This window comes from Cupriavidus sp. MP-37 (assembly GCF_020618415.1).
Classification (GTDB): Bacteria; Pseudomonadota; Gammaproteobacteria; order Burkholderiales; family Burkholderiaceae; genus Cupriavidus.
In genome coordinates this window covers 814284-837278 of the sequence record NZ_CP085345.1, presented here as the reverse complement: position 1 = coordinate 837278, position 22995 = coordinate 814284, and the positions used below count along the sequence as shown (strand labels likewise).

General features: G+C 69.7%; 19 protein-coding genes. 8 read left to right on the top strand and 11 right to left on the bottom strand.

Translation table 11 applies throughout. The features are described 5' to 3' along the window. Positions 1-75 precede the first annotated feature (75 nt). A complete protein-coding gene (locus LIN44_RS20315; protein ID WP_092313141.1) occupies positions 76-270 on the bottom strand; it encodes a hypothetical protein in 195 nt (64 codons plus the stop codon). 169 nt (positions 271-439) lie between these two features. After that, positions 440-2434, bottom strand: a complete 1995-nt coding sequence (locus LIN44_RS20310; protein ID WP_227316047.1) for a sigma-54-dependent Fis family transcriptional regulator — start codon at positions 2432-2434, stop codon at positions 440-442. Between the two features lie 273 nt (positions 2435-2707). Here LIN44_RS20310 and LIN44_RS20305 point away from each other — a divergent pair, with 273 nt between their 5' ends. Further along, on the top strand, positions 2708-3739 hold the full coding sequence (locus LIN44_RS20305) for a YihY/virulence factor BrkB family protein (protein WP_227316046.1): 1032 nt from the start codon (positions 2708-2710) through the stop codon (positions 3737-3739). Positions 3740-3987: 248 nt separating this feature from the next. Here LIN44_RS20305 and LIN44_RS20300 read toward each other — a convergent pair whose 3' ends face one another. Next, a complete protein-coding gene (locus tag LIN44_RS20300) occupies positions 3988-5679 on the bottom strand; it encodes a Na/Pi cotransporter family protein (RefSeq protein ID WP_227316045.1) in 1692 nt (563 codons plus the stop codon). A 56-nt stretch (positions 5680-5735) separates the two neighbouring features. After that, the gene (gene phnA, locus LIN44_RS20295) at positions 5736-6956 is read right to left on the bottom strand and encodes a phosphonoacetate hydrolase (RefSeq protein WP_227316044.1); all 1221 of its coding nucleotides are present in this window, start codon (positions 6954-6956) and stop codon (positions 5736-5738) included. A 111-nt stretch (positions 6957-7067) separates the two neighbouring features. Here phnA and LIN44_RS20290 point away from each other — a divergent pair, with 111 nt between their 5' ends. Continuing rightward, positions 7068-7964 carry a LysR substrate-binding domain-containing protein gene (locus LIN44_RS20290; protein WP_227316043.1) on the top strand — a complete coding sequence of 299 codons (897 nt, stop codon included), beginning with the start codon at positions 7068-7070 and terminating at the stop codon, positions 7962-7964. A 73-nt stretch (positions 7965-8037) separates the two neighbouring features. On the opposite strand, the gene LIN44_RS20285 is transcribed toward LIN44_RS20290, so the two are convergent. Further along, a complete protein-coding gene (locus tag LIN44_RS20285; RefSeq protein ID WP_227316042.1) occupies positions 8038-8430 on the bottom strand; it encodes a hypothetical protein in 393 nt (130 codons plus the stop codon). Between the two features lie 156 nt (positions 8431-8586). Further along, on the bottom strand, positions 8587-9279 hold the full coding sequence (locus tag LIN44_RS20280; RefSeq protein ID WP_227316041.1) for a Crp/Fnr family transcriptional regulator: 693 nt from the start codon (positions 9277-9279) through the stop codon (positions 8587-8589). A 146-nt stretch (positions 9280-9425) separates the two neighbouring features. On the opposite strand from LIN44_RS20280, the gene LIN44_RS20275 reads away from it, so the two are divergent. Together LIN44_RS20275 and LIN44_RS20270 are read left to right on the top strand one after the other, a co-directional pair. Beyond that, a complete protein-coding gene (locus tag LIN44_RS20275) occupies positions 9426-10208 on the top strand; it encodes a class II aldolase/adducin family protein (protein WP_227316040.1) in 783 nt (260 codons plus the stop codon). Between the two features lie 2 nt (positions 10209-10210). Next, complete coding sequence (locus tag LIN44_RS20270) at positions 10211-11140, top strand: glyoxylate/hydroxypyruvate reductase A (protein ID WP_227316039.1); 930 nt, start codon at positions 10211-10213, stop codon at positions 11138-11140. Between the two features lie 21 nt (positions 11141-11161). Here LIN44_RS20270 and LIN44_RS20265 read toward each other — a convergent pair whose 3' ends face one another. Then, positions 11162-13183 (bottom strand): alkaline phosphatase, encoded by a 2022-nt coding sequence (locus LIN44_RS20265; RefSeq protein WP_227316038.1) that lies wholly within the window; start codon positions 13181-13183, stop codon positions 11162-11164. Positions 13184-13372: 189 nt separating this feature from the next. Then, positions 13373-14530 carry an MFS transporter gene (locus LIN44_RS20260; RefSeq protein WP_227316037.1) on the bottom strand — a complete coding sequence of 386 codons (1158 nt, stop codon included), beginning with the start codon at positions 14528-14530 and terminating at the stop codon, positions 13373-13375. A gap of 408 nt (positions 14531-14938) precedes the next feature. Here LIN44_RS20260 and LIN44_RS20255 point away from each other — a divergent pair, with 408 nt between their 5' ends. Next, on the top strand, positions 14939-16051 hold the full coding sequence (locus tag LIN44_RS20255) for an IS481 family transposase (protein ID WP_227312018.1): 1113 nt from the start codon (positions 14939-14941) through the stop codon (positions 16049-16051). 136 nt (positions 16052-16187) lie between these two features. Here LIN44_RS20255 and LIN44_RS20250 read toward each other — a convergent pair whose 3' ends face one another. From LIN44_RS20250 to LIN44_RS20240, 3 genes are all read right to left on the bottom strand, one after another. Beyond that, positions 16188-17222, bottom strand: a complete 1035-nt coding sequence (locus LIN44_RS20250; protein ID WP_227316036.1) for a tripartite tricarboxylate transporter substrate binding protein — start codon at positions 17220-17222, stop codon at positions 16188-16190. Positions 17223-17231: 9 nt separating this feature from the next. Further along, positions 17232-18485, bottom strand: a complete 1254-nt coding sequence (locus tag LIN44_RS20245; protein WP_227316035.1) for an alkyl sulfatase dimerization domain-containing protein — start codon at positions 18483-18485, stop codon at positions 17232-17234. A 220-nt stretch (positions 18486-18705) separates the two neighbouring features. Continuing rightward, complete coding sequence (locus tag LIN44_RS20240) at positions 18706-19638, bottom strand: LysR family transcriptional regulator (RefSeq protein WP_227316034.1); 933 nt, start codon at positions 19636-19638, stop codon at positions 18706-18708. A gap of 200 nt (positions 19639-19838) precedes the next feature. Here LIN44_RS20240 and LIN44_RS20235 point away from each other — a divergent pair, with 200 nt between their 5' ends. The 3 genes from LIN44_RS20235 to LIN44_RS20225 are packed head-to-tail and all read left to right on the top strand — an operon-like array spanning position 19839 to position 22968. Then, positions 19839-21062, top strand: a complete 1224-nt coding sequence (locus LIN44_RS20235; protein WP_227316033.1) for a CaiB/BaiF CoA-transferase family protein — start codon at positions 19839-19841, stop codon at positions 21060-21062. Then, entirely contained in the window at positions 21059-21748 is a 690-nt protein-coding gene (locus LIN44_RS20230; protein ID WP_227316032.1) for an enoyl-CoA hydratase/isomerase family protein, read from the top strand. The genes LIN44_RS20235 and LIN44_RS20230 overlap by 4 nt, the downstream gene beginning before the upstream one ends. Continuing rightward, positions 21745-22968, top strand: a complete 1224-nt coding sequence (locus LIN44_RS20225) for an acyl-CoA dehydrogenase family protein (protein WP_227316031.1) — start codon at positions 21745-21747, stop codon at positions 22966-22968. The genes LIN44_RS20230 and LIN44_RS20225 overlap by 4 nt, the downstream gene beginning before the upstream one ends. Positions 22969-22995 lie beyond the last annotated feature (27 nt).

Here is a 22995-nt window from a genome sequence, read left to right as displayed (position 1 = left end):
AAGGTCCGCCAGGCCCATTGTCCGGCTGGCCGGCCGGTCCCTGCAACAGCGGCCGGCACCGCGGCCGGCGCCGGCTTAGCAGCGGCCCTTCTTGGCCTGGCCCGGCGGGCAGAACGACTCGTTGCCGTAGGCGTCGATGCGGCAGTTGCCCTTCTTGGCCTGGCCGGGCGGGCAACCCTGCGGGCCGCCGCCATAGGTGTCATAGGGGGCAACCACGCAGCCGCCGAGCAGCGCGCTGCACGCGACCAGAAGGGCCAGGACGGATTTCATTGCATTCTCCTTGTTGTGGGGGGATTCCAATTGCGACAGGAGAATAGATTGTGCCAGCGCCGTTGTCTGTAAGGAATCGTGAAGACGACCGGCGCCCAAGCCGCAGCGCTGAAGGATGCGGGGCGAGCCGCCGGCCTGAGCGCAACGGCAACGCGGTGCCCCGCTGAACTCAGCCGGCCTGGCGCGGCAGCCCGCGCGCCTCCTCCAGCTTGCGATAGACCGTATTGCGCGAGATCCCCAGCGCCTTCGCCGCCGCCGAGATATTGCCGTTGTGGGCCTTGACCGTGGCCACGATCGCCATCGCCTCCAGCTCGGCCAGCCGCGTGGGCTGCACACTCGCGGGTATCGGCATCGGCATGGCCGGTGCGGCCGCGGGCGCTAGCGGCTCGCGCAGGTCATCGAGGAAGTCGTCGGGCAGGTGGTCCGCGGTGATCTCGGCTTCGCCTTCGGCCATCAGCCGCGCGGTGCGCAGCAGGTTGCCCAGTTGCCGGATATTGCCCGGCCAGTGGTAGCGGCGGAACAGCGCCATCACCGCGTCGCTGATGCGGGGCGGCGCGTCGGCCGTGTTGCCGCCGTGGTCCTGGCGCAGCAGCCTGGCGGCGACCACGTCGAGGTCGCTGCGCTCGCGCAGCGCCGGCAGCCGCACCACCAGTCCGTTGAGGCGGTAGTACAGGTCTTCGCGGAACTGGCCGTTGGCAACCAGCTCGCGCAGGTTGCGGTTGGTGGCGCACACCACCGAGACGTCGATGTGGATCACCTTGCTGCTGCCCAGCGGCGACACCGCGCGCTCCTGCAGCGCGCGCAGCAGGCGGCCCTGCAGGTGCAGCGGCATGTCGCCGATTTCATCTAGAAACAGCGTGCCGCCGTGGGCCAGCAGCATCTTGCCGATGCCGCCTTTCTTGCGGGCGCCGGTGAAGGCGCCTTCCTCGTAGCCGAACAGCTCCGACTCGATCAGGTTTTCCGGGATCGAGGCGCAGTTCACCGCGATGAAGGGGCCGGCGCGGCGCCCGCTGTCGGCATGGATGGCGCGCGCCATCAATTCCTTGCCGGTGCCGGTTTCGCCCAGCACGATCACCGGGATGTCCTTGCCGATGACCTTGCGCAGCTTGCCGACCACGGCGCGGATCTGGGCATCGCCCGTGTCGAGGTCATCCAGCCCGGGCGAGGGCGTCGGGCCCGCTGCCAGGCTGCGCGGCGCGGCGGTGGCGCCGTTGGTGCCTGCGTGGCGCGACTCGGTGCCGCCGGGGAAGGTCGTGGCCGGCGGCTTCCATTCCACGCGCGCGCTGACCTTGACGCCGCTGGGCAAGTGCAGCTGCACGATGCCCGCATGGGCCGCGCGCGCCGCGTCGAACAGCTGCGACATCGACAGCCCGAACAGCGACGAGAAGGTATGCGCCTGCAGCGCGCCGTTGGACAGGCCGAGCTGGAACTGGCCGCTGCGGTTGGCCGACAGGAAGCGCCCGCCCGGCGTAAACGACACGATGCCCTCCACCAGCGTGCCCAGGAACTCGGCGCGCGAATGGAAGCGGATGCACACCATGTCGCGGAAGGCATTGCCGAACAGCTGGTTCTCGATCATCTGCGCCGACATCCGCACCAGCGCCATGGTGTGCTTGTGGAAGCTGCGCTGGTCGCCGGTCACGTCCAGGGCGCCCACGGTCTTGCCGTAAGGATCCAGGATCGGCATGCACGAGCAGGTCAGGAACTGGTTGGCTTCCAGGTAGTGGTCGGTGCCGTGGACCAGCGTGGCCTGGTTCTCGGCCAGCGCGGTGCCGATGGCGTTGGTGCCGCGGCGCGCCTCGGACCACTCCGAGCCCGGGCGCAGCGAGATCTTGTCGGCGCGCGCGAGGAAGTCGTCGTCGCCCATGGCGTGCAGGATCAGGCCATCGGCGTCGGTCAGGATGATCATGCTCTGGGTGTCGACGATCTGGTCGTGGAGCGTCTCCATCACCGGCAGGGCATAGGTGAACAGCGACTGGCTGCGTTCGATCCGGGTCTTCAGCTCGCTCTGCAGCACCGGGCACAGGTCGGGCGATTCATAGGGGCGCAGGCCGTAAGACGCCGAGCGCCGGTGGGCCTGGGCAATCCGCCCGGCAGGCTCGTGCTGCCCGGCATCGACGGGGACGTCCGCTTGCGGACGGGCCGGATCCGGCTGGATGGTCATGTCGCGGTCTCCTGTGAAAATCCGCCCGCGATCTGTGCGCGGGTCGCTGCCGGCCGCGCCAGGCGCTGCCTTGGCCGACTGGCGGGATGTTGTAAAGAATGCACGGGATCCGGCGCCGGAGCAACGCGAATCTTGCGCCCGCATGGACGCCGGGCCGCTTCCGGCGCGGGTTTGCGGCGCTACGCCGGCGTCCTTGCCATCGCCGCAGCACATTGCCGCGGGCAGGAACGGGAATTGCGGGGGAGGGGCAGTATCGTTACATCGGATCCAGCGATGCGTGCCATCCCGTCGGTTCTGCTGTCCTCGCCCCGCGCGCTCTACGGGCTGCTGCGGGATACCGTCAACGCCTGGGTGGAAGACTACGCGCCCAGCATGGGCGCGGCGCTGGCCTACTACACCGTGTTCTCGATCGCGCCGCTGCTGCTGATCGTGATCTCGGTGGCCGGCGTGGTGTTCGGGCACGAGGCCGCGCGCGGCGAAGTGGTCGCGCAGCTGCAGGGGCTGCTCGGCCCGGAGGGCGCCAAGACCATCGAGGCCATGCTGCTGGCAGTCAGCAAGCCGGCGGCCAGCGCGCTGACGGCGGTGGTCGGCGTGGTGGTGCTGCTGGTGGGCGCGACCACGGTGTTCGCCGAGCTGCAGTCCGCGCTGGACCGGATCTGGGAAGTGCCCGAGCGGCGCAAGACCTCCGGCATCTTCAACTTGCTGCGCGCGCGCCTGCTGTCGTTCGGCATGATCCTTGGCATCGGCTTCCTGATGGTGGTATCGCTGCTGCTGAGCGCGGGCATCTCCGCGCTCAACCGCTTGTGGGGGCCGCTGTTCGGCGCCGAGGAACTGATCGCCCATGCGCTCGACACCGTCGTCAGCCTGGTGTTTATCACCGGGGTGTTCGCCATGATCTACAAGATCATGCCGCGCGCCAAGGTGCGCTGGCCCGACGTCTGGCTGGGCGCGGCGGTGACGGCGCTGCTGTTTACGCTGGGCAAGTTCCTGATCGGTCTGTATATCGGCAAGAGCGGCGTGGCCAACGGCTACGGCGCGGCCGGCTCGCTGGTGGTGCTGCTGCTGTGGGTGTATTACTCCGCGCAGATCTTCCTGCTGGGGGCGGAATTCACGTGGCAGTACGCGCGCCGCTACGGTTCGCGCCGGCACGAGGCCGAGGCAGAGCGCGAGCGTGAGCTTGCGCAGTCCGGGCCTCAGCAGTCGCCCTCTCAGCAGCCCGCCTCTCAGCCGCCGCCCAGCGCCACCCCGAACAGCGCCGAGATCAACGGGCGGTCCTTGCGCACCGCCAGGCAGCACAGGGAATAGTCGATCGACAGCAGCGGCTCGTCCCGCGCACGGCGCTGGTTTTCTCCCCTCTCCCTTTGGGAGAGGGGCGGGGGAGAGGGCAGCGTTGCCACGAAGTGAAGTGTTATCGTGCTTGCCGAATGCCTGCCCTCTCCCCCGGCCCCTCTCCCGCAAGCGGGCGAGGGGAGCAAATCAGCGGGAGAGAGCAAGCCTTTGGGCTCGCCCGCGACAACGCAGTGCAAGCGCAGCGACGCACCCGAGCCCCACCCTCACGCACCCAGCAAGCGTTCCTTTGCCGCCATCGCGCCCGAACTGCCGGCCGCCAGGAACGACTGGTCTTCCGAAAGCGTACCGCGCAGCGCGCCAGGCACGCCTCCTGGCGCGGCGCACAGCAGCGCATTCATCTGCGACAGCTCGCGCAGGATATCCAGGTGCAAGCCACTGGTTTCAACGCTCGCGGTGCGCCGCTGCGCCACCCGCGCAATGTGCCGGGCGGTGAAGCGCTCCGCGCGCGCCTGGAAGTCGCCGGCGCATTCGAGAAGCAACGCCGACGCTGCGCGGTCGTTGGCAACGAAGAGCGACATCCTGGTACGCAGGCTGGCCACCAGCATGTCGCAAAGTTCCAGCAGCTCGGCGCTGCCCTCGTCCGAGAAGCAGAAGTTGCGGCTGAGCTTGCGCTGGTCCAGGTCGGCCAGGATCCGTTCGACGATATCGCCCGCATACTCCAGGTTGATATTGAGCAGCATGATCGCGTCCCAGCGCGCGGCATCCTCACCATCGAGGCTGCCGGCGTCAACGTCGGTCAGGTACATCTTGACGGACGAATAGAGGTCGTCGATGCGGTCGTCGAGCGCCCGGCAGCGGGCGTTCGCGGCGCGGTCGTTGCCGACGATCGAGAGCTTCATGCCATCGAGCATGTCCTCGATCACGTCGCCGATGCGCACGACCTCGCGCGTGGCATTGCCCAGCGCGACGGACGGGTGCCGCAGGTCGCCCTGGCTCAGGTAGCGCGCGCCGCCGGGCGCTGCGTGGTCGTGCGCATCCGGCAGCCACCGGGTGCAGAGCGCCGCCACCGGTTTGACGAACCAGATCAGCGTTGCCGCCAGGGCCAGGTTGAACGCCATGTGGAAGTCGATCGCCATGGTGCCGGCACTGCTGCCCAGGCGCGCCAGCAGCCAGGGGATGGCGTCCAGCAGCGGCAGGAAGGCCAGCATCCCCACAAACCGGAAGATCAGGTTGGCGAGCGATACCCGTCGCGCGGCAGGCGAACTGCCGGCATTGGCCAGGCAGGCAATCAGGCCGCTGCCGAGGTTGGCGCCAAGCACCAGCGGCAAGGCGGTGGCCGGGCCGATGACGCCGCCCATCGCCAGCGTTGCGGTCAGCAGCACCGTGGCCAGGCTGGAGTACGCGAGCAGGGTAACGAGCGCGCCGATCACCAGGGCCAGCAGCGGGTCGTTGCCCAGCGAGGTGAAGATGGCGCGCACGATCGCGGCGTGCAGCAGCGGTGCGGCGTAGAGGCGGATCAGCTGCAGCGCCAGCGTGATCAGTCCCAGTCCCACGAGGACTTCGCCAGCCTGTGCGCGCGGGCTGGCCTTGCCGGACAGGCGCAGGGCAATGCCGATGACGAGCAGCAGCGGCGACAGCCAGGCAATGTCGAGCGACAGCAGGCGCGCCATCAGGCTGGTGCCGACGTCGGCACCGAGCACGATCGGCAGTGCCGCCGGCAGCGACACCAGGCCTCCTGCCACGAAAGCGCTGGTCATCAGCGCCGTGGCGCTGCTGCTCTGGATCAGTGCGGTCACGCCAAGCCCCGCGAGGAAGCCGCGCGCGGGGCTGGCCGTGCCCGCGGCCAGCACCAGCCGCAGGCGCGGCCCCAGGAGCTCGATCATGGCGTGGCGCGTCACGTGCGCACCCCAGATCAGCAGGGCAACCCCGGACATCAGGGAAAGCAGGATTTGCATGGCGCCATCCCCTTGGTGGTGGCCGTCGTGGCCGCCGTCACTGACAACTTGCCGCCTTAATCCGCGTGGTTCAGCGCCAGCCGCAGGATGTCGAAGTTGCGCAGCCGCTGCCCGGCCGGCACGCTGACCTTGCGGTTGAACAGCAGCGGCACCTTCTGCTCGGACAGGCCGCCGTGCGAGCGCAGCGGGGCATCGAGGCCGCTCAGGTCGTGGCGGGCCGGCGTGGTGCCCAGCACCGTCAGGCGCTCGCTGACTACGACCAGGTCGCCGATGCGGTCGGGCGGCAGCTCGAAGCGCTCGCTGGCGGCGTGCTTGTCCAGCACCAGCTCGACGCCGGGCAGCGCCGCGATGGCCGCGTGCACGGCGCGCGCGTCGGTGCCGGCCGGCAGGTAGACGGTGGCATACGAGCCCAGCGCGCCGTGGTGGGCAACATAGGGGTCGGTGATCGGCAGCAGCACGCGCGTGGCGTCCGCGCCGAAACGCTGGTCCAGCACCTGCTGCAGGAACAGGATGTTGGCCTTGCCGAGCGAATCGGTCTTGGCATTCATGCCGTGGTCGGCGGTCACGCCGATGACCGCGCCGAGCGCGTCGAGGCGCTGCAGGTAGCGGTCGATCATGGCGTAGAAGGCATTGGCCTGCGGCGTTCCCGGGGCATGCTTGTGCTGGATGTAGTCGGTGGTGGACAGGTACATCAGGTCGGGGCGCACGGTTTCGAGCAAGGCCACGCCGGCGGCGAACACAAACTCGGACAGGTCGGCGCTGTAGACCGAGGGCAGGGGCATGCCGACCTTGCGCAGCACGTCGTCGATGCCGTTGTCTTCGACGGTGGCCTGGTCGGCCTTCTCCGCCGAGAAGCAGATGCCCGCGAGACCGTGGCCCAGCAGCGCGCGCAGCTTGTCCTTGGCGGTGACCACCGCGACCTTGGCGCCGGCTTGCGCGGCGGCGGCAAGCACGGTGGGCGCGCGCAGGTAGCGGGCATCGTTCATCAGCACCTCGGCGCCGGCTTCGGTGTCGTAGAAGAAATTGCCGCAGATGCCATGCACGGACGGCGGCACGCCGGTCACGATCGACAGGTTGTTGGGGTTGGTGAACGACGGCACCACGCAGTCGCCGGTCAGCACGGTGCCGCGCCTGGCCAGGCTGGCGAAGAACGGCGTGGCGCCGGCCTGCACCGCCAGGTTGATGTACTCCTGCTCGCAGCCGTCGATGCAGACGATGACGGTGGGGCGGGCGGGAAACTGGTAGGTGTGGCCGTTGGCCTGGATCGGGGTGCTCATGGGGTCTCTTTATGCGGAATCGTGGAAGGGATTGCCTGAGACCGATGCTAAGTTAAGCGATAAACTCTCACAACCGAGTTTATTTTCCGGATCCTGTCAGGAAATCTCACAATGCCGCACAAGCTCCCGCCGCTCAACGCCTTGCGCATCTTCGAGGTGGCCGCCCGCGCGGGCAGCTATTCGGCCGCCGCGCGCGAGCTGCACCTGACCCATGGCGCGGTCAGCCGGCAGATCGAGATCCTGGAGCAATGGCTGGGGCAGCCGCTGTTCATGCGCCAGGGCCAGCGCATGGTGCCGACCGTCCACGCGCAGGCGTTCGCGCGCGAGATCAGCACCGCGTTCGACCAGATCGGCGCCGCGTCCGAGCGCTATGGCCGCATCGCCACGCGCAAGGTGGTGCGCGTCAATGCCCCGGCCACCTTCGCCATGCGCTGGCTGATTCCGCGGCTGGATGATTTCCGGCGCCTGCAGCCGGAGGTGGACGTGCGGGTCTCGACCGCCTTCAGCAATGAAGCCGGCTTCAACGGGACCTTCGACGTGGCGATACGGCGCACGCTGGAGCGCGGCGAGCAGTTCGAGTCGGTGCCGGTCTTTGCCGAGTACCAGACCGTGATCGCCAGTCCGGCATTGCTGCAGCAGTTGCCGCTGCAGGGCGTGGAAGACCTGGTGGAGGGCGTCTTCCTCTATACGGAGACGCGGCCGGGCAGCTGGGAATCATGGCTGCAGCAGGCGGGGCATGCCTCGCTGCTGCCGGTGCGCACGCTGCGCTTCGACCATTTCTTTGTCACGCTGCAGGCCGTGGCCGACAGCCTGGGCTTTGCCATCGGCACCTTTCCCACGCTGGAGGCGGACCGTGCGGGCGGGCGCATCGCCACGCCGTTCGGCGCGATCCGCGCGCCGGGCAACACTTACCATGCGCTGGTGCCGCGCGATGCCGACAAGCCGCTGCACCTGCGCGCCTTCCTGGAATGGCTGCAGCAGCAGGGGCAGGCGGCTGTGGCGAGCTGAAGCCGCGCGCGCCGGCGAAGCGGGGTGAGAGCGGCGCGCGGCCCGCGCGATGCGGGCCTGCGCTGGCCGGCGCTCAGGCGCCGTCGAGGAAGGCGCTGCGCTGGCCGATGCGCGTGCCGAGCGCATCCGGCGCCAGGCTCATGCTGGCGGGATCCACGGCAGACACCGCGCCGCCTGCCAGCGACGGATCGGCGGGCGCCGCTGCCACGCCGGGCTGGGCCGCGGGCACCGGGGCCTGCGCATAGCTGCCAGCGGCGGCCGGGGCCATCTGGGCCGACGGCGCCGCCGAAGGCATGGCTTGCACGGGCGGCTGCGCGGATGGCATCGGCTGAGTGGATTGCATCGGCTGCATCGGCTGCGTCAGCGGCTGGCCCGGCTGCAGCGGCTGCGCCTGCTGCGCAAACAGCGGGTAAGACGCGATCATCGCGCCAGCCAGGACCAGGGATTTCGCCAGATGTTGCTTCATTCGTGTACCTCCTAGAAACGCCTACAGGCAAGGGAATGGCCACTGTAGCGCCGGGGCACCTGACATTCTGTTTGTTTTTGCAACGGTCGTTAACCAGCCTTGCCATCGCGGCCAGGGCAGGTTATTTGCGCACGCGGACGGGCGCCGTGCGTGGCGTCAGCGCCGGGCAATGCGCTTCAGTGCCGCCGGATCCAGCAGTTCGATCTGGCGGTACGCGCGCCGGATCAGGCCGGCGTCCTGCCATGCCTGCAGCGTCTTGGCGACGGTCTGGCGCGAGCGGCTGACCATGTCGCCCAGCTCTTCCGCGCTGATGCGCACGGCGTGGTCGGTGCGGTCGGCCAGCTCCAGCAGGCGCGCCGCCATGCGCGCGTCGACCGGGGCCTGCGCCGCGCTTTGCGCATGGTCGAAGGCCACGCGCAGGCGCGCGCAGATCTGCTGCACGATCAGATGCATACCTTCCGGATGGGTGGCCAGGATGCGCTGGAAATCGCGCTGGCCCAGCACCAGCAGCTCGGTGCTGCCGACGGCGAAGGCGTCATGCGTGCGCGGCTTGCCGTCGAGCAGCGAGATCTCGCCGAACCAGCGCCCGCGCCCGATCACCGCGTACACCGACTCGCGCCCGCCGCTGCTGACCCGGCTCATGCGCACGCGGCCGGACACCACCATGCAGAAATACGTGGGCGGGTCGCCGCGCGCGAAGATCATCGCGCCGTCGCCGAAGCGCTGGCGGCGTGCAGCCTGCGCCACGGCATCGAGCACGCGCGGCGGCGCGTTGCGCAGCCAGCCGCTGGCCAGCACGCTGCGCGGCAGCGCGCGCACGGCTTCGTCCGCCTTCACGGCACGCTTCAACTGACCCTTTGCCTGACCCTTTGCCTGACCGTTCACATCGCCCTCCTTGCCGGAGCCGAGATTGTCCAATACTTAACAGACTTTGGCGCGAGGCGCCGGGACAATGCAGCGGTTCTATGACTCACATGCCCCCGGGAGGCCCGCACATGGCGCAAGTCCAGCTCGTCGAATCCGCAGAAGAACGTATCAAGGACCGCGTCTCCGACGCCGAATGGCAGATGCGCGTGGATCTGGCGGCCGCGTACCGGCTGGTGGCCCACTTCGGCTGGGACGACCTGATCTTCACCCATATCTCGGCGCGCGTGCCGGATGCGCCGGACCAGTTCCTGATCAATCCCTACGGCATGATGTTCGACGAGATCACGGCATCGAGCCTGGTGAAGGTGGACCACCACGGGCAACCGGTGCTGGAGACGCCGTATGACGTCAATCCGGCCGGCTTCATCATCCACAGCGCCGTGCATGAGGCGCGCCCGGAGGTCGGCTGCGTGATGCACACGCATACCGCGCACGGGGTCGCGGTGTCGGCGCAGCAGGACGGCCTGCTGCCGATCTCGCAGCAGGCGATGTTCGCGCTGACCGGGCTGGCCTATCACGACTACGAGGGCGTGGCGCTGCGCGAGGACGAGAAAGCGCGGCTGGTGGCCGACCTGGGCCGCTGCAAGCAGATGATCCTGCGCAACCACGGCCTGCTTACCTGCGGGCGCACGGTGGCGGATGCGTTCCTGACCATGTACACGCTGGAATCGGCGTGCCGCATCCAGATCCTGGCGCAAAGCGGCGGCACGGCGCTGACGCGGGTGCCGGAGGCCGCCAGCGCCAACATGGGCCAGCAGGCGCGCCAGGCCACCAAGGGCAAGGGCTCCAACCTGGCCTGGCCCGGCCTGCTGCGCCGCCTCGACCGCATCGATCCCGACTACCGCAACTGACCATGGCCATCCTCGTTCACCTGCCGTCGTTCATGGCGGTTCCCATCACCGCGCTGCTGCGCGAGGCGGCGCCCGACATCACCGTGTGGAACGGCCGCGAGGCCGCCGTCGCGGATGAGGTCGAGGCCATCATCGCGTGGGGCCTGAAGCCGGGCGTGGTGCCGGCGTATCCGAACCTGCGGCTGGTGTGTGCCGCCACCGCCGGCGTCGACAAATTGCTGGCCGCGCCCGACCTGCCCGCGCACATCCCGGTGACGCGCATCGTCGATCCCGGCCAGCAGGCCGGCATCGCCCGCTTCGTGCTGGCGATGGCGCTGCGCCATACGCGCGCGCTGGGCCTCTATGCCGAGCAGCAGCGCCGCGGCGAATGGAAGCGCCATGCGGGGCGCGATGCCGCGCAGTGCCGCGTGGGCGTGCTGGGGCTGGGGGAAATCGGCAGCGAGGTGGCGCGCATGTTCGTCGCCATCGGCTATCCGGTCAGCGGCTGGAGCCGCGCCGCCAAGCACCTGCCCGGCGTCACGGATTTCACCGGCGACGACGGCCTGGACGCGATGCTGGCGCAAAGCGACATCCTGGTCTGCACGCTGCCGCTGACGCCGCGCACCGAGGGGCTGCTCGACCGGCAGCGCCTGTCGCGGCTGCCCAAAGGCGCCTATGTCATCAACGTCGGCCGCGGCGAGCATGTGGTCGAGCCCGACCTGGTCGCGCTGATCGATGCAGGCCACCTCGCGGGCGCGGCGCTGGACGTATTCGCCAAGGAACCGCCGGCGGCGGATGACCCGGTCTGGAACCATCCGCGCATCGAGGCCACGCCGCATATCGCGGCCGATCCGTCGTACCCGCTGGTGGCCCGGCAATGCCTGGACAACCTGCGGCGCGCGCGCGAAGGGCGCGCGCTGCTGAACCTGGTGGACCGGCAGGCCGGATACTAGGTCACGGCAACCAGGTCACGGTCACTGGGTCACGGCCACATCGGGCGTGCCGGCCGCCACTTCCAGCAGCCGCGTGCTGGCGGTGGCCGGCAGCACCGGCGCCGTGCCGCCGGCGAGCGGCTTCAGCGTGTGGAAGGTGCAGCTCAGCTTCTGCGGCGTCAGCGTGACCAGCGCGTAGCCCTCGGCGTTGGTGTCGACATGCCGCAGCCATGGGTTGAAGGCGCGCAGCGTGGCATCGAAGGTATTGACGATGGTGCCGCCCACGTTGCTGTAGATCAGCTCGCGCAGCGCGGCAAAGGCCGGGTCGGTATCGACCACGGTGCGGAAGGAACTGAGCAGCGTGTTGCTCGACAGCCCGGCCGTGACCAGATCGACCATCACCGGCGCCGGCGCCGCGGCATCGTAGTCGTCCATCACCTGTCCGCCGAAGAAGGCGTGGATATCCCCGCTCAGCGCCACCACGTTGCGGATGCCGTTGGTCTTCAGGAACGCCATCAGGTTCTTGCGTTCGGCGTTGAAGCCGTCCCACTGGTCGGCATTGAGGATAAAGCGTTCGAGCAGCGTAATCGCCGGCAGCCGGGCTTCGATCAGCGGCTTGATATTGGCGTCGAAAGCGGCGCTGTCGATGCCGGCCTGTACCAGCACGTTGCGCAGCGCGGTATAGGCCAGGTTGGCATAGGTGCCGGCGGTGCGCGCCGCGCGCAGGTCGTCGGCCAGCGCGTTGGCGATCGCGGTCTCGAGCGAGGCCAGCGCGTTGTTGGCCAGCACCAGCGCCCGTGCGATCAGCCGCGCCACCGCCTGCGGCACGTCGACCTGCATGCGCAGCAGCGACAGCTGGTTGCCCCACAGCTTCCAGGTGGTGGCATCGGCGCCGATGCGGTCCTGCCACCAGGCGCGCTGGGTATCGCCCAGCATCGATACCGGCGTCAGCGCGTTGCCGGCGGCGGCGATCTTCTGCGCCTCGGCCGCGGCCAGCGTTGCCGTCGGCACGAAGTACAGGCTGCCGATCGAGCGTCCGACCGAGGCCTCGGGAATGATGTGGTCGGCGCGGTACAGGCGCTCGTCGGTCATCAGCAGCGTGGCGAGATTGCCGAAGGTGAAGGCGCGGTAGATCTGGATGTTCTGGAACGACGGGTTATTCAGGTCCAGGGTCACGTCGGCCGGCATGAATTCGAACCACGCCTGGTTGGCGGCGCGCCGGCGCGCGGTGCGCGGGGTCTGGTCGTCGGTGATGTTGTAGGTCTGGCGGTCCTGCCAGCAGTTGTCCGAGAACTCGTGGTCGTCCCAGATCGCGATCATCGGGAACGCCGCATGCAGCGCCTGCAGGCGCGCGTCGCTGCGGTAGCTGCGGTACAGGTAGCGGTAGTCGTCCAGCGTGGTGGCGTAGATGCTGCCATCCGGCAGCGCGGTGCCGTTGGGCAGCTGCAGCACGGTGTGGCGGTCCTCGACGTTGCCGGCGCGCGAGCCGCCCGGCACGGCTTCGTAGATGTAGTCGCCGACATGGACGATGAAGTCCAGGTCCTGCTGCACCAGCTCTTCCATGCCGGCCCAGTGGTTGGCATTCCAGTCCTGGCAGCTGACAAAGGCAAAGCGCAGCTGCGCCAGCGGCGTGCCCGCGGCCGCGGCAGTGCGCGTGCGGCCGGTGGTGCTGGGGCGGTTGCCCAGCAGGAAGCGGTAGAAGTAGCGCGTGCCCGGGCTCAGGCCCGTGACCTTGTTGCGGATGGTGTAGTCCCAGTCCGGCAGGGCCATCAGCGGTTGATTCACCAACAGCGTGGGCGGGTCGAAATCCTGCTGCGTCGACACCTGCAGCCGCACCACCACCGGGCGCTTGCCGTTGCTGCCTTCCACGCGCGTCCATACGATCACGCTGTCGGGACGGGGGTCGCCCGACGCCACGCCATGCACGAAGTTGAAGTTCTCGGGGTTGCCGGTATCCGGTTCCGGCGCCGGGTCGTCGTCGCCGCCGCCGCAGGCGCTGAGCCCGCCGGTGGCAACGGTGACGGTCAGGAAACTCCCCCACTTGAGAAACTGGCGGCGGTCCATGGCGCTCCTCCTGTTGTTGCTGTCGACCATGCAGCGCGCAGCCGCGTCCGGATGCCGCGTGCGGCACCAGGCTGTCGTGGGGCGAGCTGTTTTTCTGAATGGATACTAGTGGCTGGCCAGCGCACGCGCTGTCGGTGCGGTTCCGACATGGATATAGGAGGAAGTCGACTGTTTGGCGGCGCCGCCGCCTCACGGCAGCGCGGCGCGCCAGCGCTGGCCGCGCACGGCGGCGAGCGCCAGGCCGAAGGCAAGCGCCACCATGGCGCTGCCCAGCCACGGCGTATGCGCCAGCGCGCCACGGTCGACCATCACGCCGCCCAGGCCCGCGCCCAGCGCCACGCCCACATGCATCGCGGCCACGTTGATGCCGATGCGCGCATCGGCATCAGGGGGCGCCTGCCGCACCAGGAAGTTCTGCACGATCGGCGAGACCGACCAGCTGATCGCCCCCCACACCATCAGCGCCGGCAGCAGCAGCCACGGCGAGACCGCGGCCAGCGGCAACACCGCCATCGCCACGCAGAACGCCGCCGGGCACGCCAGCAGTGCGCGCGCCGCGCCGAGGCGGTCCGAACACCAGCCGCCCAGCCAGGCCCCGGCCACCCCCGCCACGCCCAACGCGGCGTAGCACGCGGTCAGCGCGCGCGCATCGGCGCCGAGGTGCGCCTGCAGGTAAGGGCTGAGGTAAGCGAAGAGCGTGAAATGCCCGCCGATCATCGCCACCGACACCAGCTGCGCGCACAGCCCGCGCGCATCGGCCAGCGCCTGCCACGTCGCGCGCAGCGAGGCCGTGCGCCGCAGCGGCGAGCGCGGCAGGCCGCGCCACAGCAGCACCGCCGGCAACAGCGCCAGCAGCGCGAGCGTGCCGAACACCGCACGCCAGCCCGCCCACTGCTCCAGCACCATGCCGGCCGGCACGCCCAGCACCAGCGAGCCGCTGATGCCGACAAAGACCAGGCCGATGGCGCGGCCGCGGCTGGCGGGCGCCGCCAGCGCGGTAGCCAGCATCACCGCCAGCTGAATCACCAGCGCGCAACTTGCCGCCATCAGCACGCGCGCGCCGAACAGCACCGCGTAGCCCGGGCTGGCCGCCGCCACGGCGTTGCTGAGCGCGAACACGCCGAGCGCGGCCAGCAGCAGCGTCTTGCGGTCGCCGCGCGTGAGCAGCGCCGAGGCCAGCAGGGCAGTGATGGCAAAGACGGCGGAGAAAACGGTGGTGAGCTGTCCGGCGGACGCCAGCGAGACGCCCAGGCCAGTGCTGAGGGAAGGCAGGATGCCGATGCAGATGTTCTCGGCAATGCCGGCCAGGAATACCGTTGCTGTCAGCAGATAGACGCGCCTGTCCACGATGGGCTCCCGTCGGTTGGACGGCCGCGGCGTTGGCGTCGCGGCCGTGGGTCGGCGGGTTTCGAGGCGGGGCTTCGGTTATCCCAGGAGCCGTCACCTTACGACAGTCGCGGCGAACGGGCAAGAGGGTTTGCTCTCCTCTCCCGCTTGCGGGAGAGAGGCCGGCATTCGGCAAGCACGATGTCGCTTCACTTCGTGGCAACGCTACCCTCTCCCCCGCCCCTCTCCCAAAGGGAGAGGGGAGAAAACAGGCGGGAAGAATAACGCTGTCGGGCTCGCCCGCGACAACGCCATGCGAGCAGCTTGTTTGCTCCCCTCTCCCGCTTGCTGTATAGACCGGGGACATAGGTAACAGGTGTGCCAGGACATGGGTAACACTTTTCCCGCTTAGTCAGCGGGAGGACAACGTTGCCCTGGAGCCAAAACACCGTGAAGCAGCAAAGAGAAGAGTTCGTCCGCCTGGCACGCCAGGCGGACGCCAATATTGCGGAGCTTTGCCGCCGCTTCTGCATCAGTCGCAAGACCGGTTACAAGTGGTTGAACCGAGAGGATCTGGACGACCGAACTCGGCGGCCACATAGCTCTCCCGGCCGAACTCCAGCTGCCGTCGAAGAGGGCGTGCTAGCGATCCGAGCCGAACATTCGGCCTGGGGCGCCCGCAAGATCGCACGCGTACTGGAGCGTGACCACTGCGTCCAAATCGCCCCGAGCACAGTCAATTGGGTGCTGCGCCGCCATGGCTTGATCGATCCGGCCGCCAGCTCGGCCGCTACAGCCTGGCAGCGCTTCGAGCACGACCGGCCCAATGCACTATGGCAAATTGACTTTAAAGGCCACTTCGCTACCGACACGCAGCGGTGCCACCCACTCACGGTCTTGGACGATCACTCCCGGTTCAATGTGCTGCTCAGGGCCTTGGGCAACGAACAGTTTGAATCCGTACAGGAAGCGTTAGAGAAGGCTTTTGCGCGCTATGGGCTGCCCGAGCGCATCAATGCAGACAACGGCCCGCCCTGGGGTTCTCCAGTGCCCCGTGCACTTACCACGTTGGGTGCTTGGCTGATCCGCCTGGGGGTGCGGCTCAGTCATAGCCGACCTCGCCATCCGCAGACCAACGGTAAGGACGAGCGCTTCCATCGAACCATGCAGGCAGAGCTGTTGGCCAACCAGCGCTTCCGGGATCTGGACGATGCGCAGCATCACTTCAGCCATTGGCGCCACGTGTACAACTTCAAGCGCCCACACCACGCCCTGGATATGGAGACACCCGCAAGCCGCTATGCGCCTAGTCCACGGACGATGCCGCGCGAGCTCCCGCCTATCGAGTACGGCAGCGATGACATCGTGCGAAAGGTAGGCGACGGCGGGCGCATCTGCTTCCGAGGAAAGACGTTCCGGGTCGGACGAGCCTTGGTCGGAACGCCCGTAGCGCTGCGCCCTCGCGTGGATTTGGACGGCACCTTTGATGTCTACTTCTGCCATCAGAAGGTGGCCACAATAGACCTACAGGAGGCCAATTAAACTGGAGACTGGACTGTTACCCATGTCCTGGCACATGTGTTACCCATGTCCCCGGTCCATACAGCTTGCGGGAGAGGGGCCGGGGGAGAGGGCAGGCGCTTCTACAGCAGGAAGGCCTTCGCGCCGCGCACCGGCATCAGTCGACGGTGACGTGGTTGGCCTGGATCAGCTTGCCCCACGTGCCCACGTCGGCGCGCACGGTCTGCGCGAACTGTTCCGGGGTCTTGGGCGGCGCCATGCCCATGTTCAGCTGCAGGAAGCGCTCGCGCACGGCGGCGTCCGCCAGCAGCCGGTTCACCTCGGCGTTGAGCCGCTGCACGATTGCGGCACTGGTGCCGGCTGGCGCGAACAGGCCATACCAGCTGTCGGTGTCGAACGGATAGCCTTGCTCGGTCATGGTCGGCACGTCGGGCGTGGCCGGGGCGCGGCGCGTGCCGCTGACCGCCAGCGCGCGCAGCTTGCCGGCGCGGAGCAGCGGCAGCGACGACGAGGTATCGACGAAGGCGGCCTTGATCACGCCGCCCTGCAGGTCGGCCAGGATCGGTGCCACGCCCTTGTACGGCACGTGGCGCAGCTTCATGCCGGTCTGCATCCTGAGCGCTTCCATGGTCAGGTGGCCGCCCGAACCGATGCCCCATGAGCCGTAGTCGTAGGCATCCGGGCGCTTGAGGACATGGGCGACGAATTCCTTGAGCGTGCGCGCGGGGACGTCCGGCGTCACCACCAGGAAATTGCCGCCCGCGCCGATCTGCGCCACCGGCACCAGGTCGCGCAGGCCGTCATACGGCAGCTTCGGTTGCAAGGTCTGGTTGATCACCACCGCGGCGGCATAGGTGAACAGCAGCGTGTAACCGTCGGGACTGGCCTTGGCCACGGTATCGTTGCCGATGATGCCGGTCGCGCCCGGCTTGTTGTCGACCACGATGGTCTGGCCCAGCGCCTTGCCCAGCGCTGCCGCCAGCGTGCGCGCGAACAGGTCGGTGCCGCCGCCCGGCGGCGCCGGCACCACCAGCCGCATCGGCCGCGCCGGCCAGGCGTTGCCGGCGTGCAGGCGGCCCGCCGTGGCGCCCAGGCCGAGCGCGGCGAGGCCGCGCAGCAGCGCGCGCCGGCGCGGATCCGTCAGCCGGGCGGGCGCGGCCGCAAGGGGTGTGCGTGGCACGGTGTCGTTCATGGTGTCTTCCTAGTGCAGGCCGAAGTTGTCCGCCGCCTCGCTCTCGAGCGCGTCGGCGGCCGCGCCATACAGGCTGCGCGACACATAGCTGCGCACCTGCGTGGCGCGCTGGCGCAGCCACGCCGCCTTGAGTGCGCGCGCCTCGCGCACCGTCGGGGTTTGCTCCGGCGCCAGCGCCAGGACGTCGATCACGTGCAGCGCCAGTTGCGTGTCGCCGCGCTCGGCCAGCGCCTGCGCGTGGCGGATCAGTGCGCCATGGTCGGCGACGGCGGCGGCAATCTCCGCTGCGGCCTGCTGCGGCGGCGCCGGGTGCAGCGTGGTGGCGTTGCGGTCCCACCAGCCGTTCTCCGAGCGGTAGATGTCGCGCGCGATATAGCTGGGGTCGCCGTACGTGGGCCGCATCCAGGGCTGGTCGAACAGCGCCGCGGGGGGCTGCAGCGCGGCCAGCATCTGGCGTTCATTGCAGCCTGCGTTCATCAGCCGCACTACCTCGGCGCGCAGCCAGCGCAAGGCCTTCGCGGTCTCGCCCAGCACGCGCTGGCATTGCGCCTCGCCCTGCACGGTGGCGCCGAACTCGCGCACCACCGCGCGCGGCTGCAGCGCGGCCAGGCGTTCGAGCGTGTCGGCCCAGCGCACGGTGTCGCGCAGGGTGCGGAACGGGGTGCCGATGTTGGGGATCGAGTCGATCACCGCCGGGCCGCCGTAGAGCAGGCGCCGGCCCGGCAGCCAGACCGCCACGGCGTCGTCGGTTTCCGACGGTGCCCACAGGATTTCCGCGCGGCGCTCGCCATGTCCCAGCGTCACGCCGTCGGCAAAGGTTTCGGTGGGTTCGACATGGACCAGCTTGCCCGCCAGCCCGCCGGCCGGCTGGCGGAACTGGATCTCGGCCATGCGCTCCTGCATGCGCTGGGTCTCGCGGTAGCGTGCCTGGCGCGCCAGCACGTTGACGTGGGCGAGCACGCGCGGCGCGGGCTCGCCGCGCGCGGCGGCGTGGTCCAGCCATTGCTGCAGGCCGGCGTTGTAGCCCATGTGGCCGTGGCTGTAGCAGATCGCCAGCACCGGCAGGTCGGTCTGCGTGCGCAGCGCCTCGATCATGCCGCGCGTGATGCGCCCGCCCGGGCCGCTGTCGACTACCAGCAGCCCGTTGCCCACATCGGCGACAAAGCTCTGGCCTTGCCCGTGCAGCAGCCATACGCCGTCGCCGGCGCATTCGATGCCGCTGCCCGTGACCAGCGCCGACGGCCGCTCTTCGATGTCCTGCATGCTTGCCTCCCTGTGCTCGGCTGAATGTCGGCATCACTGTCAGGCAAAAGGGCGCCGCGCAGCGATTGGGGAATATCCCGCCGCGCCGCGGCATGCCGCCCGCAAACGCAGCGCCGGCGCGGCAAACAGGGCGGTTCGGCAATTCCAGGTGTAAACCGCCGGTTAGCACCGTGCCGGTAGCGGGAGTTCCCCTGCGCCGCGCGCTGCGCTAGCGGCGCGCTCAGGCGGGCCGGCGCAGCGGGCTGTCGGGCAGGTGGGTCAGGTAGTGGACTTCGCGCCGCAGCAGCGTGGCGAATTGCGCGGCCACCGGCGTCATCGGCGAATCGGCGCGGTAGATCAGGCTGACGGTGTGGCTGGGCAGCTTGTCCTCGATCGGCAATGGCACCAGGCCATTGGCGGCCAGGCGGCCGGGCACCATCTGGCGCGGCAGCATGCACAGCAGGTGGCGGTCCTGCATCAGGTGCTCGATCATGCCGATGGTGTCGCAGCGCACCGCCACGTGCGGCAAGGGCAGATCGCGTTCACGGAAGGCGTCGAGGATGGCGGCGCCCGGGCCGTGCATGCGCTGGCCGGTCAGGATCCAGTCCGAGCCGACCAGTTCACGCAGGCTGCGGGCGTGGCGCAGCGGGTGCTCGCGGTGCGCCACCACGACCGAGTCGTTGTTGTAGAGCGGCTCGCAGGTGAATTCGCGCTCGATGCCCTCATCCGGGACCGGGCTGACTGCCATGTCCATCACGCCGGAGCGGAGTTCGTCGAGGTGGCTGGGGTAGCCCCAGCTGTCGATGCAGACCAGCACGTCGGGGTGCTGCACGCGAAAGCGCTTGACCACCGCGGGCAGCAGCACATGCGCCGGGCCGCGGGTGGTGCCGACGCGCACCACGCCGTTGCGCGCGCCCAGCATCTGCGCCATTTCCTCGCTGGCCTTGCGGGCCTCGGTGGCGATCAGCCGCGCGCGCCGCAGGAAGGCTTCGCCGAAGCGCGACAGCACCACGCCGCGGGTGGTGCGGGTCAGCAGCGGCACATGCAGCTCCTCTTCCAGCTGGCGGATGCTCTTGGTCAGTGCCGGTGCCGACACATCGCGCGCGCGGGCGCCGGCGCGGATGCTGCCGTGCTCGGCCACGGCGATGAAGTCCTGGACTTGGCTCAGACGCATGGATTGGGCTCCACTCAAACGACGCACTGGGCGCACAGCATAGCGGCAATCCACGGGCCTCGGGATAACCCGAGGGTGCTAACCCACGGTTTGCACCGCAGCCGTTTTGGCATCTGCCGCGATGCGCGGCGCTCACGCATGATCGCTCCACATCGACGCCAACCGCCGGCCGCGCCGGCTTCTTCGAGGAGTGAAACCGCATGGCGAACCGGCAAGACCTGCCGCTGGCAGGTATACGCGTGGCGGAGTTCGGGCAGTTCATCGCGGCGCCGGGCGCGGCCATGATGCTGGCCGACCTGGGCGCGGACGTGGTCAAGGTGGAAGCGCTGCGCGGGGACAGCGCGCGGCGCTTTGACGGCACCAGCCCGCAGAGCCCGATGTTCCTGGCCTATAACCGCGGCAAGCGCGGCATCGCGCTGGACCTGCGCACGCCCGGCGGCCTGGATGCCGCGCGGCGGCTGGCGCTGGCCAGCGACGTGGTGCTGCACAACACCCGCGCCGGCGTGATGGAAGCGCTGGGGCTGGACGCCGCCACGCTGCGCGCGGCGCGCCCTGATCTGATCCACGCCTCGATCAGCGGCTTCGGCACGCGCGGGCCGTCGCGCACGCGGCCCGGGCTCGACATTGCCGCGCAGGCGGAGAGCGGCATGATGTCGGTGACCGGCGAGGCCGGCGGGCAGCCGCTCAAGGCCGGCTTCGCGCTGATCGACGCGGCCACCGCGCTGGCGGCCGGCAACGCCATCCTGGCCGCGCTGTTCCGGCGCGAGCGCACCGGCGCCGGCGAGACCATCGAGACCTCGCTGCTGTCGGTCGGGGTGCAGCTGCAGGCCCAGCTGTGGGCCGAGTACCAGTGCTCCGGCGCGCTGCCGGTGCGCAGCGGCAACAGCCAGCCCAAGGCCGCGCCGGCCGCCGACGTGATCGCGGTGGCCGACGGCCATATCGTGCTGTCGGCCTATCTGGACGAACACTGGGCACGCCTGTGCGCTGCCATCGGCCAGCCCGCGCTGGCGCACGACCCGCGCTTTGCCAGCAACGCGCTGCGGGTGCAGCACCGCGCCGCGCTGCTGGCGATCCTGCACGACGCGCTGCGCCACCTGAGCGGCGATGCCGCGCGGGCGCTGCTGGAGCGCCACCAGGTGGTGGTGGGCGTGGTGCGCGACTACCACCAGGTCAAGGCCAGCGCCGACGTGCATGCCAGCGGCATCCTGCGTCCCGTCGGCGACGGCGAGGGCGGCCAGCTGGAACTGCCCGGGCTGCCGTTCAACCTGGAGAGCCTGGCCGCGGGCGGCACGCCGGCGGTGCCGCGGCTCGGCCAGCATACCGCCGAAGTGCTGGCCGAACTCGGCTACAGCACGGCACAGATCGGCGCCATGGCCCATGCCGGCGCCATCGGCGTGGAAGCCGCGCAGCAGGAGGCGGCATGAACGCGCCCGCATCCCCCGTGCTGCTGCAGCGCCACGCCGGCTGGGCCGAGCTGGTGCTGAACCGCCCGGCGCGCCGCAATGCCATCGACATGGCGCTGGCGCGCGCGCTCGGCGACGCGATCGAGACCCTGGCCGCCGACGACAGCGTGCGCGCGGTGCTGCTGCGCGGCGCCGACGGCGGCTTCTGCTCCGGCCTGGACCTGCAGGCGCTGCAAGCCGAAGCGGGCGGGCTGGCGGCGTTCGCGCCGGTGTGGGAGCGCGTGCACCAGGGCTTGCGGCACAGCCGCAAGGCCTGGGTGGTGGCGCTCGAGCGCCATGCCATCAACGGCGGCGCGGCGCTGGCGCTGGCCGGCGACCTGCTGGTGTGCGGCGCCGGCGCCTTCCTGCAGATCGGCGAGATCCGCCTGGGCATGGCCGCGCCGCGCAATGCCGAGTGGCTGGCGCTGCGCCACTCCGAGGCGGTTGCCGCGCGGCTGTGCCTGCTGGGTGACCGCGTGCCCGCGCCGGAACTGCTGCGCCTGGGCATCGCCACCGAACTGGTCGACGACTCCCAGGTGCTGGACCGCGCGCGCGGGCTGGCCGCCACCATCGGCGGCTTTCCGGCGGAGGGCGTGGCCGCGATCAAGGGCGGCATGCGTGCGGCCTTCGCGGCGCGCGGCAAGGACGCTTGCAGGCAGACATCATGACCGAATCCCTTATCAACGATGACGAGGCCTCGCTGCAGGCCTTCCGCGGCGAGGTGCGCGCGTTCGTCGCGAGCGCGCTGCCGCATGCCGTGCGCGAGAAAGTCCGCCTCGGGCTCGAAGTCAGCAAGCAGGAGCTGGTCGACTGGCAACACCGGCTGGCCGAGCGCGGCTGGCTGGTGCCGCACTGGCCCGCCGCATGGCAGGGCTGCGACTGGAGCCCGGAGCGCCGCGCCGTGTTCCAGGAAGAATTGGTGCTGGCGCACGCGCCCGAGAGTGGCGGCATCACCTTCGAGATGATTGGGCCGATCCTGATCCGCTACGGCACGCCGGCGCAGCAGCAGTACTTCCTGCCGCGCATCCTCAACCAGGAACACTGGTGGTGCCAGGGCTATTCCGAGCCCAACGCCGGCTCGGACCTGGCCTCGCTGAAGACGCGCGCGGTGCGCAGGACCCGGCCCGACGGCAGCGAGGTCTACGTGGTCAGCGGCAGCAAGATCTGGACCTCGTACGCGCAGTACGCCGACTGGATTTTCTGCCTGGTGCGCACCGATACCGAAGCGCGCGCGCAGCAGGGCATCAGCTTCCTGCTGATCGACATGCGCAGCCCCGGCGTGAGCGTGCGGCCGCTGGTCGGCATCCATGGCTGGCACCTGTTCAACCAGGTGTTCTTCGACGAAGTGGAAGTGCCGGTGGCAAACCGCGTCGGCGACGAGAACGCCGGCTGGTCGATCGCCAAGTCGCTGCTCGAGCACGAGCGGCTGAACCTGGCGCGCGTGGCCGAGAACCGCCGCCGCCTGGCCAAGGTGCGCGCCATCGGCGCGGAGCTGGAGGAGGGCGGCCAGCCGCTGCTGCAGCGGCCCTGGTTTGCGCGCCGGCTGCGCGCGCTGGAGGTGCGGCTCGAGGCGCTGGCGGCGACCGTGCTGCGCTTTCGCCGGCAGGCGCGCGCGGGGCAGGCGCTGGGGCCCGAGACCGGCATGCTCAAGCTGCTGGGCAGCCGGCTGATCCAGGACATCGAGAACCTGGCGGTCGACGCGCTCGGCCCGGACACGCTGGCCTATGACCGCGCCGCGCACTTCGAGCCGGCGCTGCCGCCACCGGGCCAGTCCGCCTACGCCGCCGCGGCCTCGGCGCGCCGCTTTGTCACGCGCGGCTACACCATCGCCGGCGGTTCCAGCGAGATCCAGCACGAGTTGCTGGCCAAGCAGGTGCTGGGCCTGTAGCGCGCCACGGCGGCGGCAACTCTGGAC